The following is a 16,299-nucleotide window of genomic DNA, read 5'->3' as shown; positions in this document are numbered from 1 at the left end:
CCTTGATCAGGGTTGACGGGCGGGGGGGGTGGCCGGTGCATTCTGCGCCGGTTCGGGGGCGGGCTCGGGCTTCTTCTCCAGGCCGAACCAGCTGCGCCAGCCACCGCCTTCGCTCTGCTCGCCGCCCTCGCCTTCGGGCAACGCGCTCGGCGCGGCGCACGGGACGTAGGATGGGGTATACCCCACCACGAACGGGAAACGACGCGCGCCCGGGCAGCCTTCATCGGTGGTGGCGGTACCGCTGGCCTCCACGTACTGCCAGTCCAGGCCCTTGTTGCTCACCTTCAGGGGCGCGCTCGGCAGGCGCTGGAAGATGCCCGACCAGACCCGCATCGAGCCGGTCGCGCCATACAGCCCGGCCTGCTGGTTCTGGTCATTGCCCATCCAGATCACCGCCAGGTGGTCGCCGGTGTAGCCGGCGTACCAGCTGTCGCGACCATCATTGGTGGTGCCGGTCTTGCCCGCCGGCTGCAGGCGGCCCAGCCCATCGGCGTTGAGGCGCTGCGCGGTACCGCTGGCCACGACCTGCTGCAGGCCGATGCTGATCAGGTTCGCGGCGATCGAGTCGCCCTCCTGCGCCGGCGCCGGGGTCTTGTCGTAGCGCTTCATCAGCTTGCCCTGCGGATCGAGCACGCCACGCACCGCATGCAGCGGCTGGATTTCACCGCCGGAGGCCAGGAACTGGTACAGCTGGGCCATCGCATACGGGCTCTGATCGGTGGAGCCCAGGATCACCGCTGGATTGGGGTCGGCCTTGATCCCGGCCAAGACGTGGATCAACTGCGTGACCCGCTCCGGGCCGACCTGCATGCCCACCCGCACCGTGGCCTGGTTGTAGGAATGGGCGAGTGCGTCGATCAGGCGGACCGTGCCGTGACTGCGGTTGTCCGCGTTGCCCGGTGACCATTGCTTGCCGCGGCTGAGCTGTACCGTCACCGGGGAATCGTCGACCCAGCTGGACAGCGAGTAGCGGTCCGGCTGCGCCAGCGCCAGCAGGTACACGAATGGCTTGAGCAGCGAACCCACCGGGCGCTGCGCCTCGATGGCGCGGTTGAAGCCCGGCTCGGACACTTCGCGGCTGCCGACCACGGCCAGCACATCGCCGTTGTGGACGTCGGTCAGGACCAGGCCGGCCTGCAGCTCGGGGCGACGCTTGCTCTCCAGCGATTTGATCGTCTTGGTGACCGCGCCTTCGGCATACGCCTGGGCAGACGGTGCCATGCCGGTCATCACGCTCAGCCCGGCGCCCTGCAACACGGACTCGGGATAGTCGTGGCCGAGCTGGCGGCGGACCAGATCCACATAGGCCGGGAAGCGGTTGGCCGCGATCAGCCCCGGGGTCTTGGGGACACCCAGCGGCGCCTCGACGGCACGCTTGTACTCGGCATCGTCGATCAGATTGGCTTCGCGCAGCTTGCCCAGCACGAAGTTGCGGCGGTCCAGCGCGCGTTCGGGATTGCGGCGCGGGTCGTAATAGGACGGGCCCTTGACCAGGCCGATCAGCAGCGCGACGTGCTCGGTGTTGAGCGAAGCCAGATCACGGCCGAACCAGAATTCCGCACCCGAGGACATGCCATGGATGGCCTGGCTGCCGCGCTGGCCCAGGTAGACCTGGTTGAGGTAGGCCTCCAGGATGGTGCGCTTGTCGTAGCGCGCCTCCATGATCAGCGCGTACAGCACCTCGTTGAATTTGCGGGTGACGGTCTGCTCTTTGCCGATCCCGAGCAGGCCGCTGCGGGCCAGCTGCTGGGTCAGCGTCGAGGCACCCTGGCGGCTCTGGCCGCCGGAGCGCACGGTCACCCACACCGCGCGGGCGATACCGCTCAGATCGATACCGTGGTGGCGGCTGAAATCCTTGTCCTCCACCGCCTGCAGGCCGGTGACCAGCAGCTCGGGGGTTTCCTCGATGCGAACCAGCCGGCGCTCTTCCTGCTTCTGGCCGTACAGCGTGGCGATACGGGCCGGATCCAGGCGCGCGGCCTTGAGGGCCTTGCGGCTGTCGGGATCGCGCAGCGAGGCGATCGACCCGCCGGACAGGCTCAGCTCGACGCGGCGCGGGGCGACCCGGCCATCCACATCGTTGTAGCCACGGCTGGAAATGACGAAACGCCCGCCTTCCTGCGTGTACGTGGCCGGCGACTTGCCGATCCCGTCATCGCGGTAGGCCGACGCCGCCAGCTCGGTCTTGAGCGTGGCCGCATCCATGGCCACACCGGGCGCCAACGCCAGCGGGCGCGCATAGACACGGGTGGGAATCTGCCAGCGCAACTCGCCGAAGCGCTGAGTGACCTGTTGGTTCAGGTACACCGTATAGGGGACCAGGAAGCCCAGCCCCAGCGCGACAGCCGCCATGCCCCAGGTGATCAACCGGCGCCGCCACAGCGGGCCGCGGCTTTCGGTGTCGTCGTCGAACTCGTCGATGTCGTCGGAATCGTAGCGTCGGGGCACGGGGATGCGAGAATATGAAGTCCGGCGAGTCTAACGCAGCCACCGCGAGCGGCGCGTTCTCCCTGGTTCCCCCGCTTAAGCTGGAGTTGCAACGGGATGTCGATGTCCTTGGCCGATGCTCGCTATTTCCTGAACCGCATGCTCGGCCTGTTCCGTCGCAGTCTGGCCAGCCTGCGCACCCGGGGCTGGCGCGCCACCTGGCAGCGCATCCGGGTCCATACCCAGGCCGTGCCCGCCCCGCGCGGCGCACCGCTGTTCCTGCCGGAGGCCACACCGTTCGCGCCGTTCACGGTCCCGGCCAGCGAGCGCCCGGTGGTCAGCATCATCATTCCGGTCTACAACCATGCCGGCCACACGCTGGCCTGCCTGCGGGCGCTGGCGGCCCACCCGCCGCAGGTCGACTGCGAGATCCTGGTGGTGGACGACGGCAGCAGCGACGAAACCACCGCCTGGATGCCGCAGGTCCGCGGGCTGCGCTATGAGGTGCGGCCAACCAACGGCGGATTCATCGAGGCCTGCAACGATGGCGTGGCCCGCTCGCGTGGCCAGTACGTGGTGCTGCTCAACAACGACACCGTGCCCCAGCCGGGCTGGCTGGATGCCCTGCTCGCCACCTTTGCTCGGGTGCCGCGTGCCGGCCTGGTCGGTGCGCAGCTGCTCTACCCCGATGGCCGCCTGCAGGAATCCGGTGGCGTGATCTTCCAGGACGGCAGCGGCTGGAGCTATGGCCGCTTCGAGTCACCCGAGGATCCGCGCTACAGCGCGCTGCGCGATGCCGACTACTGCTCCGGCGCGGCGTTGATGATCCCCCGCGCCTTGTGGGACCAGCTTGGCGGCTTCGATCTACGTTACAAGCCCGCCTACTACGAAGATACCGACCTGGCCTTCGCCGTCCGCGAAAGTGGCCACCGCGTGCTGGTGCAGCCGGCCAGCCGCGTGGTGCATGACGAGGGCACCAGCAACGGCACCGATACCGGCAGCGGGGTCAAGGCCTACCAGGTCCGCAACCGTGGGGTGTTCGCGGCGAAGTGGGCCAAGGCGCTGCAAGCGCAGCCGAGCGTGGGCAGCGTGCCCTCGCCGGCCCTGCTGCATCGCGCCCAGCGCCAGGTCCTGATCCTGGATGAAGAAGTGCCGCAGCCGGATCGCGACTCGGCCTCGCTGCGCCAGTACAACCTGATCCGGATGCTGCTCGACGAGGGCGTCCATGTGGTGTTCGTGCCGACCCGGCGCGAGCATGCCGGCGCCGCCACCGAGGCGCTGCAGGCACTGGGCGTGGAGGTCTGGTACGCGCCCTACCTCGACGGCGTGGCACCGTGGCTGCGCGCCAACGGCGCCCGCTTCGGGGTGGTGATGATGGTGCGCTACAACGTTGCCCACGAGTGCCTGCCGCTGCTGCGCAGCTTCGCGCCGCAGGCGCGCACCGTGTTCGACACCGTCGACCTGCATTACCTGCGCGAGCGCCGTGGTGCGGAGATCGCCGGCGATGCAGGCCTGCTGCGCAATGCCGAGCGCACCCGCGCACGCGAGCTGGCGGTGATGGATCAGGTCGATGTGACCGTGCTGGTCAGCGCGGCCGAGCGCGAGCAGCTGCGCATCGATGCGCCGGGCGCGACGGTGGAACTGATCTCCAACCTGCATGAAGTTGCAGGCGCGGGCCCCGACTGGGCCGAGCGTCGGGACCTGGTGTTCGTTGGCGGCTTCCGTCATCCGCCGAACCTGGATGCCATGCAGTGGTTCATCGGTGAGGTCTTCGCGCGCATCCGCGCGCAGCTGCCCGATATCCGGTTCCACTGCATCGGCGCAGCCGTGCCCGATGCGCTGCGCGAGCTGGCCGCGACCCAGCCCGGTGTGGACATCCATGGCTTCGTGCCGGACGTGGTGCCGTACATGGACGGCGTGCGCATCGCCGTGGCGCCGCTGCGCTTCGGCGCGGGGGTCAAGGGCAAGGTGAATCTCAGCATGGCGCACGGCCAGCCCGTGGTCGCCACCACCTGCGGCGTGGAAGGCATGCACCTGCGCGATGGCGAGGATGTACTGGTGGCCGATGATGCCGAGGCGTTCGCCCAGGCCGTGGTCCGGCTGTACCAGGATGAGGCCCTGTGGCGCCGGCTCTCCACCGCCGGGCTGCAGAACATCGTGGACCACTTCTCGCTGGATGCCGCCCGCGCCACCGTACAGCGGGTGTTCCTGGCCTAGGCTCCCGCGCCGCCACCGGCACTGCGCAGGCGTTCGGCAAATGCCGGCAGCTCGGGCAGGTCCGGCTGCCAGCGGCGCGCCTGCACCAGCGCCTGTTGCGCGAAGGTGATATCGCCCGAGCCAAGCCGCTCGCTGCCGATCGCCAACCAACGCTGCGCCAGCCGGCGCCTTGCCGCAGCCTGGCCTGCGTCGCTGGAGGACAGGGTCTGCCAGGCCTCCAGACAGGCTCCGGCCCCTAGTACCCGGTTCTCGCGCAGGCGATCCTCGAAACACTGCCGGCTCGCTGGCAACAACCGCTGCGCCGCCGCGCGAACACGCGGGTCCTGCGGCGCAACCCCCTGGGCCTCACGCAACGCGTCGTAGGCACTGCGGCCGGGGGGATCCAGGAAATTGCCACGGCCCTCGGCCTCTTCCAGGCGCGTGAGCAGGCCCTGCAGCGTGCGTTCGCGCTGCGCCCGCGGCACCGCCGGGGTCTTCAACGCGGCCTGCGAACGACGCGCCTGCTCGATGGCATGCCGCGCCGTCTCCAGCGCGCGCGTGGAAGCGCCCAGCGTTTCAGCCTGCTGCACCGCCTGGGCCGCTTCGTCGAAACGGAAATTGCCGGCCAGCCGCGTCGCACGCGAGAGCTGCGCATCGGCCACCTGCTGCTGGCCGCGGTGTGCGGCAGGATCGTCGGGCAAGGCGGCAAGCACCGCGGCGAAGGCCTCCGCCGCAGCCTCCAGTTTCTGCCGGCGCAGCGCGGCTTCGCCTTCGCGCTGGCGCCGCTCCAGTGCGTTGTTCAGTGCCTCCTGGGTGGCCGGCAGATCGACATGTCCGGCGTCGAAGCCCCGGGCACTGCGCACGCGTTCGGCCGCGCGTGCGACATCGCCGCGCCCGGCCGCCGTGCGCGCCTGCTGGAGGAGGTCGGACAGCGCATCCTCACGCCCTTCCAGCGCACGCACCTGGTTGGGCGAGAGCGTGAGCACCTGCTGGAACAGCGGCAGCGCGCTGTCCGGGCTGCCATCGAGCCGTTGCGCCTGCAGGGCCGCTTCGGCGCGGCCGAGCAAGGCGCCGATCCCCGCGCGTGCCTGGTCGTGCGCGCGCAGCTGCTGCGCCACCGCGTCGGCTTCGCGCTGCGGCACCTGCAGCTCGCGCGCCAGGGCCAGCGCTGTCGTCGCGGCCGCCGGGTCGCCGCGTTCCAGTGCAGCACGCGCCTGCTGCAGTGCCGCCTGGCCGGTACGGGCCAGGCCGGTGCGTGCCTGCAGCCGGTCGTTGTCCAGCGCCAGCGCTGCTTGATAGGACTCACGTGCGCCGCTGCCGTCGGGCAGGGTCAGGCGGCCTGCGGCCAGCGCGCGATCGCCCTGGTCGAGCAGCTGCTCGATCTGCGGTTCATTCCAGAACCAGTTCGCCAGCGGCCGGCGCAACAGCGCCAGGGCCACGAACAGCAGCACGGCGATCAGCAACGCCCAGCGCCAGATGCGCTTGGCGTGGCGCGCCTGCACCCACCACCAGCGCCCCTCGCGGCGCACCCGCCGCAGCGCCTCGTGCGCGGCATCATGCCTGTCATCGTCCCGGCTCATGCCGCGAGCCTAGCGTGGGGCACGTGAGCTCAGCCTAGACGCCGGGCTTCGCTGACGCCGGGCAGTGCGTCCAGCTTGCCCAGCAGGGTGGAAAGCTGCCCGTAGTCGCTGACCTTCAGCCGCAGCCGCAGGTGCGCCCGGCCGCTGTTGCGGACGTTGTCGCTGTGGATGTCCAGGACGTAGGCATCCTCCTGCGCGATCAGGTTCGTGATGTCCTTGAGCAGCCAGCGCCGGTCGACCGCATCGACCACCACGTCCACTTCATAGCCACCGCCGGCCTGGCCCCACTCCACGGGAAGAATGCGCTGCGGGCTGGCTGCGGCCAGCCGGGCCAGCGCCGCACAGTCGGTGCGGTGCACGGTGACGCCACGCGCCCGCGTGAGGTAGCCGACGATCGGTTCGCCGGCCACCGGCTGGCAGCAGCGGGCCAGCTGCACCAGCAGGTTGCCCACGCCCTGCACGGTGAAGTTGGCACTGCGCACGCTGTCGCGCCGCGCCGTGGGCCGCGGCATCGCCGGCACCGCCGGCTGGCTGGCGGCCCGTTCGGCTTCCAGCAGCGCACGGCTGACCTGGTTCGGCCCGGTGTCGCCCAGCGCGACCTGGATATAGAGATCGTCGACGCTGTCGGCGTGGAACTTCTTCAACGCGATGGCAAGGTCGGCATGCTGCAGGCCGAGCCGCTTCAGCTCGCGCTCGAGCAGTTCGCGTCCGGCCTGCACATTGCGTGCGCGGTCCAGCTTGTGGAACCAGCCGCGCACCTTTTCACGCGAGCGGTTGCTGGCCAGGAAGCCACTGGAGGCCAGCAGCCAGTCCCGCCGGGGGTCGGCCTCCTTGCCGGTCAGGATCTCGACGCGGTCGCCGCTGCGCAGCCGGTAGGTCAACGGCACGATGCGGCCATTCACCTTCGCGCCGCGGCAACGGTGCCCGACCATGGTGTGCACGTGGTAGGCAAAATCCAGCGGCGTGGCGCCCTGCGGCAGGTCCATCACCTCGTCCTTGGGGCTGAGCGCGTAGACCCGGTCCTCGGTCAGCTCGGCATCCAGCGCGCCGGCCAGCTCACCGCCGTGCCCCTCCTGGGATTGCTCCAGCAACTGGCGCATCCAGGTGATCTTGCGGTCGAAGGCCTTCTCCGCACCCTTGCTGCCTTCCTTGTAGCGCCAGTGCGCGGCCACGCCGAGCTCGGCCTGGGCGTGCATGTCGTGGGTCCGGATCTGCACTTCGATGGTGCGACCTTCCGGGCCGACCACGGCGGTATGCAGCGAGCGGTAATCATTGGCCTTCGGGCGCGCGATGTAATCGTCGAACTCGCTCGGCACCGGCGCCCACAGCGCGTGCACCACGCCCAATGCGGCGTAGCAGGCGGCCACGTCCTCCACCATCACGCGTACCGCACGGATGTCGTAGAGCTGCTCGAACGCCAGCCGCTTCTTCTGCATCTTCCGCCAGATGCTGTAGATGTGCTTCGGGCGGCCACTGACCTCGGCACGGATGCCCTGCGCCAGCAACTCGCGCGACAGCGCCTTTTTGACGGCCTCGACATAGCGCTCGCGCGCCAACCGGGTTTCGTCGACCTCGCGGGCGATGCGGCGGTAGGTCTCCGGTTCGAGGTGGCGGAACGCCAGGTCTTCCAGCTCCCACTTCAACTGCCAGATGCCGAGCCGGTTCGCCAGCGGCGCGTGGATGTCGCGGGTGAGCTGGGCCAACGCGCGCCGTTCCTCCTCGGGCAGGCGATCGGCACCGCGCATGCGGGCCAGCTGGCGGGCGAGCAGGATCGGCACCACGCGCAGATCGCGGATGATCGACAGCAGCAGGCGACGCAGCCCCTCGCTGTTGCGACCGGCCTCACGCCCGGCATGCAGCGCCCAGACCTGGTCGGCCGCGTCCAGCCCGTCCAGCAGGCCGACCACCACCGGCTTGAGCGCACCGACCGGCAACGCGTCCAGCCCGGCGCGCAGCCACGGCAGATCGAACAGCAGGGTGGCCAGCAGCGCCGACTCGTCGGCCGACAGCAGCGACAGCGCATCAAGCGTGTCGGCCAGCACCGGCCAGCCCGCGCGCATGTCCAGATCGGCCTCGGGCTGCTGCCAGCGCTGCAGCAACGCCTCGCGCAGTTCGGTCGGCAGCGAAGCCACCGAGGGTCGGTTCAACAAGGCATCCAGGCCGGGGGCAGAAGCGCGGTTCACAGCATCGTACAGACAAGACAGAGGCCATCTACACTAGCGCCGCAGCGCCCCCCCGACAATCGCCGTCGCCTGCATGTGCACATGCCCGGGCGCTGGCACTACACTGCGGCCATCCCTAGGAGAGACCCTGCCATGCGCTTTTCCCGTCTGCGGTTGTTGGCCTGCGCGGCCATTGTGATGAGTGTGTCGCTGCCGGCGCTGGCCCAGCGCGTGGTGGAAGGCGATCTGCAGCAGCAGATGTCGCCGGCCGAGTTCAAGGCGGCCGGGCTGGAGAAACTCACACCGCAGGAACTGGCCGAGCTCAACAACTGGCTGCAGGGCAAAGTGGCTGCCCTGGCCGCCGATGCTCGCGAGCAGGCCCGCGAAGAGGGGCGCCAGGAAGTCATCGTGAAGAACCACGGTTTCTTCGATTTCGGCACCAAGGAGCCGATCAAAAGCACCTTGACCGGTGAGTTCCGCGGCTTCGGCAAGGGCCAGCGTTACGTGCTCGCCAACGCGCAGGAGTGGGAGCAGATCGACGACGCCCAGGTCGGTGGCGTCCGCCGCCAATCGCCCGAGGTCAGCATCGCTCCCGGCCTGGGCGGCGTGTGGTACCTGCAGGTGCAGGGCGTCAACACCCGCGCCAAGGTCCGCCGCGTCAAGTAATCCGCACCCGGTTCCCCGTGCCGCACCGGCACGGGGGTTGCCGGATCAGGCCTTCTGCAGCGCGGCTACGCGCTGGGCCAGTTTCTTGGCCGAAATGCCGGTACGCGCCCCAAGCTCCTGGGCGAACAGCGAAACCCGCAGCTCCTCCAGGTCCCAGCGCAGGTCCTGCCACTGCGGCCGCTGGCGCAGGCCACGCGCGTCGGCCTGCGCCAGCGCCTCCACGAACGGACGCAGCTCCAGCATGCGCGCCTGATCGCGCGGTGGATCACGCTTGGCACGTTCGGTGCGCAGGATCATCGCGCGCAGATAGCGCGGGTACTGCGCCAACGCGTCGGCCGGCGTGTCACGCAGGAACCCGGGATGGACCAGGGCGGCAAGCTGCTGCTCCATGTCATCGAGGTTGCCACGCGCCCACCCCATCAGCGGCGCTTCCAGCTGTGGTTTGAGCTCGGCCACGTGGGCGAGGATGTTCTCGGCCAGCTTCAGGCGCGCCATCGCCTCACCGAACAACGCCTTGCCCGCCTCGGCACTGCGTTTGGCGAACGCGGCAGGGTCGCGGATATCACCCAGCCCGTCGGCCAGCACGGCATTCATCGCCGCATCGACCAGATCGCCCCGCAGCCGCTCCTGCGATTCGATCGCGGCGTACAGCAGCCCGGTCTTGGGCGGCACCGGCAATTGCTTGCGCGCCTGCTTGGCCTTGTCGGCCAGCGCGATCTCCATCAATCGACGAACCCCGAGCGGATGCTGTTCCAGCGCTTCGTTGCGGTCGGCGAAGATCTTCAGCGCTGCGGTCTCACCCTGATCGACCAGTGCCGGGTACGCCGGCACGCCGGCTTCGCCGGGCACCTGCAGCGGGATCGGGGTAGCCGGGAAATCGCGTAGCCCTTCCGCGGCAAGCGCACGCCCTGCGCGTGCGGCGAAGGCCTCACCGGCCTTGTCGCCGAAGCGGGCACGCAGCGCCTCCAGATCGCGCGAGGTCGCCAGCACCTTGCCGTCGGCATCGCGCAGGCGCAGGTTCATGCGCAGGTGCGGCTGCAGCGAGGCTTCGTCGAAATCGGTTGCGGCCAGCTTGGCACCCGTCGCGCGCGCGAGGAACCGCGCCAGTTCGCCCCGGATGTCATCGGCGGTCGGTTCGGCGAAGGCCTCGGCAAACGCGCGGCCAAAGTCCGGTGCCGGCACATAGTTGCGGCGCATCGCCTTGGGCAGGCTGCGGATCAATGCGGCGGCCTTGTCAGCGACGAAGCCCGGCGCCAGCCACGACAGCCGCGCCGGATCCAGCGCGTTGAGCAGGTGCAGCGGCACCTCCAGCGTCACACCATCGTCCTCGGCACCGGGTTCGAAGGTGTAATGCAGCGCCAGCCGCGCATCGCCCAGCGGCAGGTACCTGGGATAGCGCTCGGCATCGCTGCCTTCGCCCGGCAGCAGATCGGCCAGCGTCCACGACAGCGCCCGGCGCTTCTCCGGCGCCAGTGCTTTCCACCAGGTATCCAGGCCCATCGCCGAATGGATCTCGGCCGGTATCCGGTCCAGGTACCAGCGCGCCTGCCAGCCTTCATCGGCGACGATACCGGCGCGGCGCAGCTTGGCTTCTTCTTCGCGCGCCTGCTCCAGCACCTTGAGGTTGTCGGCCACGAAGCCGGCCCGGGTGTTGATCTCGCCGGTCACCAGGCCCTGGCGCACGAAGATGTCATGCGCCTCGGCCGGCGCGATGCGGCCGTAATGCACCGGTTTTTTCGGGGCCAGCACCAGTCCGAACAGGCTGATCTGCTCCGAGGCCAGCACCTGGCCCTGCGCACGCGACCAGTGCGGATCGAAGTGCTTGCGCAGCAGCAGGTGCGGCAGTTCGTTGATGACCCAGTCCGGCTCGATCGCCGCGTTGGTCAGACCCCAGATCTTCTGGGTGTCCAGCAGGGTTGCAGTGAGCAGCCACGGCGGCGGCCGCTTGGCCAGGGCCGAGCCCGGGAACGGCAGGAAGCGACGCTGGCGCGGCGCCAGGAAATCGCCCTTGTCGCTGCGATGGCCGATCTGCGTGGGCAGGCCGGCGATCAGCGCGCGGTGCAGGGTCTGGTACGCCGCGGCGCGCACCTTGTCGCTGAACGCGCTGCGTGCCTCCGGATCGGCACCGTTGCCGGGCGCGGCCTTGTCCTCGGCAGGCGCCGGTTCGGATTTCCCTTCGCGGGCCAGGCGCGCGGCACGGTGCTGCTGGCCACGCGTCGCCTTGATCCTGGCCTCGTCATCGCGCGCCGGCGCCGGTGCAGAGGAACCGGCCAGCAGCGGCGCCAACGAGGTCTCTGCCGGCTCTTCATTCCAGCCCAGTTCTTCGCACAGCACGCGCAGTTGGCGATGCAGTTCCCGCCATTCGCGCATGCGCAGGAAACCAAGGAAATGCCGCCCACACCAGTCGCGCAGCTTGGACTGGGTGAGATCTTCGTGGGCCTGGCGGTAGCCGTCCCACAGGCGCAGCACGCCGACGAATTCCGAGCGCCCATCGGCGAACAGCGCATGTGCGTTGTCCGCGGCGGCGCGCGCTTCCGGTGGCCGCTCACGCGGGTCCTGGATGCCCAGGAACGAGGCGATCACCAGCATCGGCCGCAGGCAGCCCTGTGCCTGCGCGGCGACCAGCATGCGAGCCAGTTTGACGTCCACCGGCAGGCGCGCCATCTGGCGCCCGATCGGGGTCAGGCGGCGCTCGGCATCGACCGCACCCAGCTCACCCAGCTGCTGCCAGCCATCGGCGATGGCGCGTTCATCCGGTGCTTCCAGGAACGGGAAATCCTCGATCCTGCCCAGGCCCAGCTGCAGCATCCGCAGGATCACCCCGGACAGGCTGGAGCGACGGATTTCCGGATCGGTGAACTCAGGGCGCGACTGGAAATCCGCTTCGGAATACAGCCGGTAGCAAATGCCTTCGGAGACACGACCGCACCGGCCCTTGCGCTGGTTGGCGCTGGCCTGCGAGACCGCTTCGATATGCAGCCGGTCCAGTTTCTGGCGCGGGCTGTAACGCTTGATGCGGGCGAAACCGGGGTCGATCACATAGCGGATGCGCGGCACCGTCAGGGAGGTTTCCGCGACGTTGGTGGCCAGCACGATGCGCCGGTTGCTGCCCGGGTTGAACACCAGGTCCTGATCCTTCACCGACAGCCGCGCATACAGCGGCAGCACGTCGGTGCCGCGGTACTTGCGCCGCTCCAGTGCCTGGTGCGCATCGCGGATTTCGCGCTCGCCCGGGAAGAACAGCAGGATGTCGCCGCGCGGATCGATGCGGGTGATTTCATCCACCGCCGCGACCACTGCATCATTCACGGTGCGCTCGCCATCGCGGCCACCGTCGGCATCGCCGCCGCCCTCGCCTTCCAGCGGGCGGTAGCGCACGTCCACCGGGAAGGTGCGGCCTTCCACGCTGATCACCGGCGCATCATCGAAGTGCTGGGCGAAGCGCGAGGTATCGATGGTCGCCGAGGTGACGATCAGTTTGAGATCCGGCCGCTTCTTCAGCAGCTGCTTCAGATAGCCCAGCAGGAAATCGATGTTGAGGCTGCGTTCGTGCGCCTCGTCGACGATGATCGTGTCGTAGTTGGACAGCCAGCGGTCACTGCTGATCTCGGCCAGCAGGATGCCGTCTGTCATGAACTTGATGCGGGTATCGTCACCGACACGGTCGGTGAAGCGCACCTGGTAACCCACGGTGGTGCCCAGTTCGGACTGCAGCTCCTGCGCGACACGCGTGGCCACCGCTCGTGCGGCAATCCGCCGCGGCTGCGTGCAGCCGATCATGCCGGCGGTGCCACGGCCGGCGGCCAGGCACAGCTTGGGCAGCTGCGTGGTCTTGCCCGAGCCGGTCTCACCGGCGATCACCACGACCTGATGGTCGCGGATCAGCGCGGTGATGGCCTCGGCTTCACGCGCAATCGGCAGCTGCTCGTCCAGAGTGATGGCCGGCTGATTCAGCGCACGCGCTTCACGGCGCTGCACGGACGCCTGCAAGGCCTGCTCGAACGCCGCCGCCAGCCCCGCATCCGCCGGTTTGGCCCGCCAACGCGAGAGCATCCCCAGCAAACGACCGCGGTCGCGGCTCATGGCCCCGTTGATGGCGGCCTGCTGCTGGGCCAGGCGTGCTGCATGTGGTTTTTCGATAGCGCTCATCAATCGATTCGTTTAGAACTTTTGTTTACTACTGAAAGGGTAGTCTGATCTATTGTGAAGGCCATCCGATTCATCCCATCCATAAGGAGTTCTCCCATGGCGAAGACGACCAAGACCCCGGCAAAGCCCAAGACGGCCAAGCAGAAGCTCGGCGCGGCAGCCCCGTCGGCCCCGAACATTGATATCGGGATCAAGGAGGGCGATCGCAAGAAGATCGCCGATGGGCTGTCGGCCTTCCAAGCCGATGCGTTCACGCTCTACCTGAAGACCCACAATTTCCATTGGAACGTGACCGGGTCGATGTTCAACTCGCTGCACACGATGTTCGAGACCCAGTACACCGAACAATGGGCGGCCCTGGATGACGTGGCTGAACGCATCCGTGCACTGGGCTTCAATGCCCCGGGCTCGTACCGCGAGTTCGCGGCCCTGACCTCGATTGCCGAGGAGCCGGGCCTGACCGACAGCGCGGACTGGCGTGAGATGGTACGCCAGTTGGTCACTGCCAACGAGGCGGTGTGCCGTACGGCGCGCAAAGTGCTGGACGTGGCCGATGATGCGGACGACGCACCGACCGAGGATCTGATGACCCAGCGTCTGCAGACCCACGAGAAGTACGCCTGGATGCTGCGGTCGCTGCTGCAGTAAGGGTTCGCGTGCCGGCGGGCTTGGCTGACTGAAGGCAAAGGCAAAGACAAGGGCTTTGGCTGACGGGGTCTCCGTGTTGGCGAGCGGGGGCCAGTCCCTGCCGGGACGCGCCGTAAACCCATCCTTGGGGGCTCGACGTGCGCCATCCATGGCGCACGACGGTCCCGTCAGGGCCTGGCCCCCACTCGCCAGACAGATCTGGATGGACGGTTGGGAAAGCCAGAGCGGCCTCTTCGGCAAGCGGTAACAGGCCTCGGGCTCGGGGCTCGGGCCACAGGTCAAAGCTCAAAGCTCAAAGCTCAAAGGCAAGCAACAGCAGACAGGCGCCTATTGGCGCCTGTCTGCGTTTGACTGGCGCATGACTGGCTCTGGACTGGCTCTCCTTTGAACACCAGCCAAGTGTCGACGGCGCGGTGTGGGTGGGTCTGCAGGACCGTTGTGCGCCATGGATGGCGCACATCGAGCCCCCATGGACGGGTTCACGGCGGGTCCAGCAGACCCACCCACACCGCGCCAACCCCGTAGGAGGCCACGCCCGGCGCTTTGCGCCTTCAGCTCTGGCTCTGGCTCTGGCTCCGGCCTCGGCTTCCCTACAGACCGATCCGGCATCAGAGGACACGGCCCGGAGCGTGGGCAAGGTAAACTAGCGCGATGTCTTCCCGCCCCGCGCACGACCTGCTCAGCCGCATCTTTGGTTACGACGAATTCCGCGGTCCGCAGCAGGCGATCGTCGAGCATGTCGCCGCCGGCAATGACGCGCTCGTCCTCATGCCCACCGGCGGCGGCAAATCGCTCTGCTACCAGGTTCCCTCCCTGCTCCGCGACGGCACCGGCATTGTCATCTCGCCGCTGATCGCCTTGATGCAGGACCAGGTCGAAGCCCTGCGCCAGCTTGGCGTCCGCGCCGAATACCTCAACTCCACCCTCGATGGCGACACCGCCGCCCGGGTCGAGCGCGAACTGCTCGCCGGCGAACTGGACATGCTCTACGTCGCCCCCGAGCGCCTGCTCACCGGACGGTTCCTCTCGCTGCTCTCGCGCAGCCGGATCGCCCTGTTCGCGATCGACGAGGCGCACTGTGTATCGCAATGGGGCCACGACTTCCGCCCGGAATATCGTCAGCTCACCGTCCTGCACGAACGCTGGCCCGACGTCCCGCGCATCGCGCTGACCGCCACCGCCGATCCGCCGACCCAGCGCGAAATCGCCGAACGCCTGGACCTCACCAACGCCCAGCACTTCGTCAGTTCGTTCGACCGGCCCAACATCCGCTACACCGTCGTCCAGAAAGACAACGCCAAGCGCCAGCTGCTGGACTTCCTCAAGGTCCACCGCCAGGAAGCCGGCATCGTCTACTGCATGTCGCGGCGCAAGGTGGAGGAAACCGCCGAGTTCCTGTGCAAGGAGGGCATGAACGCCCTGCCCTACCACGCAGGCCTCCCTGCCGAGGTGCGTGCGGCCAACCAGCGCCGCTTCCTGCGCGAAGATGGCATCGTCATGTGCGCCACCATCGCCTTCGGTATGGGCATCGACAAGCCGGACGTACGCTTCGTCGCGCACACCGATCTGCCCAAATCGATGGAAGGGTATTACCAGGAGACCGGCCGCGCCGGGCGCGATGGCGAAGCCGCCGAAGCGTGGCTCTGCTACGGCCTGGGCGACGTGGTGCTGCTCAAGCAGATGATCGAGCAGTCCGAGGCCGGCGAAGAACGTAAAACGCTTGAGCGCTCCAAGCTCGATCACCTGCTCGGCTACTGCGAATCCATGCAGTGCCGCCGCCAGGTCCTGTTGGCGGGGTTCGGGGAAACCTACCCCCAGCCGTGCGGCAACTGCGACAACTGCCTGCTGCCGCCCGATGCCTGGGATGCCAGCGTCGCCGCCCAGAAGGCATTGAGCTGCGTCTACCGCAGTGGCCAGCGCTTCGGCGTGGGCCATCTGATCGACATCCTGCGCGGGGGCGAGAACGAGAAGGTCCGCCAGTTCGGGCATACCGAACTGAGCACCTATGGCATCGGCAAGGATCTGGACGCGCGTACCTGGCGCAGCGTGTTCCGCCAGCTGGTCGCCTCCAGCCTGCTCGAGGTGGACAGCAGCGCCTACGGCGGGCTGCGCCTGACCGATGGCAGCCGCGAGGTGCTCAAGGGCCAGCGCAAGGTCATGATGCGCCGCGAGACGCCCAAGGCGGCCCGCGAGCGCGATCGCAGCGGCCAGCGCACCGGCCTGTCGGTGCTGCCGCAGGACCTGGCGCTGTTCAATGCCCTGCGGGGCCTGCGCGCCGAACTCGCGCGCGAGCAGAACGTGCCGGCCTTCGTGATCTTCCACGACAGCACCCTGCGCAACATTGCCGAACAGCGCCCCACCAGCGTCGATGCGCTGGGCCGGGTCGGGGGCATCGGTGGCACCAAGCTGGCCCGTTACGGCGACCGCCTGGTCGAGATCGTGCGCGAGGAAGGCTGATGCGCCGGGGCGGC

At 68.6% G+C, this 16,299-nt stretch carries 8 protein-coding genes; 4 read left to right on the top strand and 4 right to left on the bottom strand.

From position 1 onward, the window contains the following. Nucleotides 1–6: 6 nt before the first annotated feature. The gene (gene mrcB, locus NJD74_RS01335; RefSeq protein ID WP_319623502.1) at nucleotides 7–2,448 is read right to left on the bottom strand and encodes a penicillin-binding protein 1B; all 2,442 of its coding nucleotides are present in this window, start codon (nucleotides 2,446–2,448) and stop codon (nucleotides 7–9) included. A 96-nt stretch (nucleotides 2,449–2,544) separates the two neighbouring features. Between mrcB and NJD74_RS01330 the strand changes: the two genes are divergently transcribed. Then, on the top strand, nucleotides 2,545–4,644 hold the full coding sequence (locus NJD74_RS01330) for a glycosyltransferase (protein ID WP_319623501.1): 2,100 nt from the start codon (nucleotides 2,545–2,547) through the stop codon (nucleotides 4,642–4,644). On the opposite strand, the gene NJD74_RS01325 is transcribed toward NJD74_RS01330, so the two are convergent. Then, on the bottom strand, nucleotides 4,641–6,203 hold the full coding sequence (locus tag NJD74_RS01325; RefSeq protein ID WP_319623500.1) for a hypothetical protein: 1,563 nt from the start codon (nucleotides 6,201–6,203) through the stop codon (nucleotides 4,641–4,643). The two genes, NJD74_RS01330 and NJD74_RS01325, sit on opposite strands and share 4 nt — an antisense overlap. A 29-nt stretch (nucleotides 6,204–6,232) precedes the next feature. Beyond that, complete coding sequence (locus tag NJD74_RS01320; protein WP_070471294.1) at nucleotides 6,233–8,386, bottom strand: bifunctional (p)ppGpp synthetase/guanosine-3',5'-bis(diphosphate) 3'-pyrophosphohydrolase; 2,154 nt, start codon at nucleotides 8,384–8,386, stop codon at nucleotides 6,233–6,235. 132 nt (nucleotides 8,387–8,518) lie between these two features. Here NJD74_RS01320 and NJD74_RS01315 point away from each other — a divergent pair, with 132 nt between their 5' ends. Then, a complete protein-coding gene (locus NJD74_RS01315) occupies nucleotides 8,519–9,031 on the top strand; it encodes a hypothetical protein (RefSeq protein WP_102788151.1) in 513 nt (170 codons plus the stop codon). A gap of 45 nt (nucleotides 9,032–9,076) precedes the next feature. Here NJD74_RS01315 and hrpA read toward each other — a convergent pair whose 3' ends face one another. Beyond that, nucleotides 9,077–13,180 (bottom strand): ATP-dependent RNA helicase HrpA, encoded by a 4,104-nt coding sequence (gene hrpA, locus NJD74_RS01310; protein WP_319623499.1) that lies wholly within the window; start codon nucleotides 13,178–13,180, stop codon nucleotides 9,077–9,079. Nucleotides 13,181–13,276: 96 nt separating this feature from the next. Between hrpA and NJD74_RS01305 the strand changes: the two genes are divergently transcribed. After that, nucleotides 13,277–13,828 (top strand): Dps family protein, encoded by a 552-nt coding sequence (locus NJD74_RS01305; protein WP_019185151.1) that lies wholly within the window; start codon nucleotides 13,277–13,279, stop codon nucleotides 13,826–13,828. A gap of 651 nt (nucleotides 13,829–14,479) precedes the next feature. After that, on the top strand, nucleotides 14,480–16,285 hold the full coding sequence (gene recQ / locus NJD74_RS01300) for a DNA helicase RecQ (protein ID WP_319623498.1): 1,806 nt from the start codon (nucleotides 14,480–14,482) through the stop codon (nucleotides 16,283–16,285). Nucleotides 16,286–16,299 lie beyond the last annotated feature (14 nt).

Source organism: Stenotrophomonas sp. RG-453 (assembly GCF_033843685.1).
Classification (GTDB): domain Bacteria; phylum Pseudomonadota; class Gammaproteobacteria; order Xanthomonadales; family Xanthomonadaceae; genus Stenotrophomonas; species Stenotrophomonas bentonitica_A.
Note: the sequence above shows the minus strand (reverse complement) of the source record. Positions and strands in the feature narration are given on the sequence as shown.

What these genes read in the sequence shown, in the direction of transcription:
- NJD74_RS01315 (WP_102788151.1), top strand. Translation starts at nt 8,519, where the DNA reads ATGCGCTTTTCCCGTCTGCGGTTGTTGGCCTGCGCGGCCATTGTGATG.
- recQ (WP_319623498.1), top strand. Translation starts at nt 14,480, where the DNA reads ATGTCTTCCCGCCCCGCGCACGACCTGCTCAGCCGCATCTTTGGTTAC.
- NJD74_RS01330 (WP_319623501.1), top strand. Translation starts at nt 2,545, where the DNA reads ATGTCGATGTCCTTGGCCGATGCTCGCTATTTCCTGAACCGCATGCTC.
- NJD74_RS01305 (WP_019185151.1), top strand. Translation starts at nt 13,277, where the DNA reads ATGGCGAAGACGACCAAGACCCCGGCAAAGCCCAAGACGGCCAAGCAG.
- NJD74_RS01325 (WP_319623500.1), bottom strand. Translation starts at nt 6,203, where the DNA reads ATGAGCCGGGACGATGACAGGCATGATGCCGCGCACGAGGCGCTGCGG.
- hrpA (WP_319623499.1), bottom strand. Translation starts at nt 13,180, where the DNA reads ATGAGCGCTATCGAAAAACCACATGCAGCACGCCTGGCCCAGCAGCAG.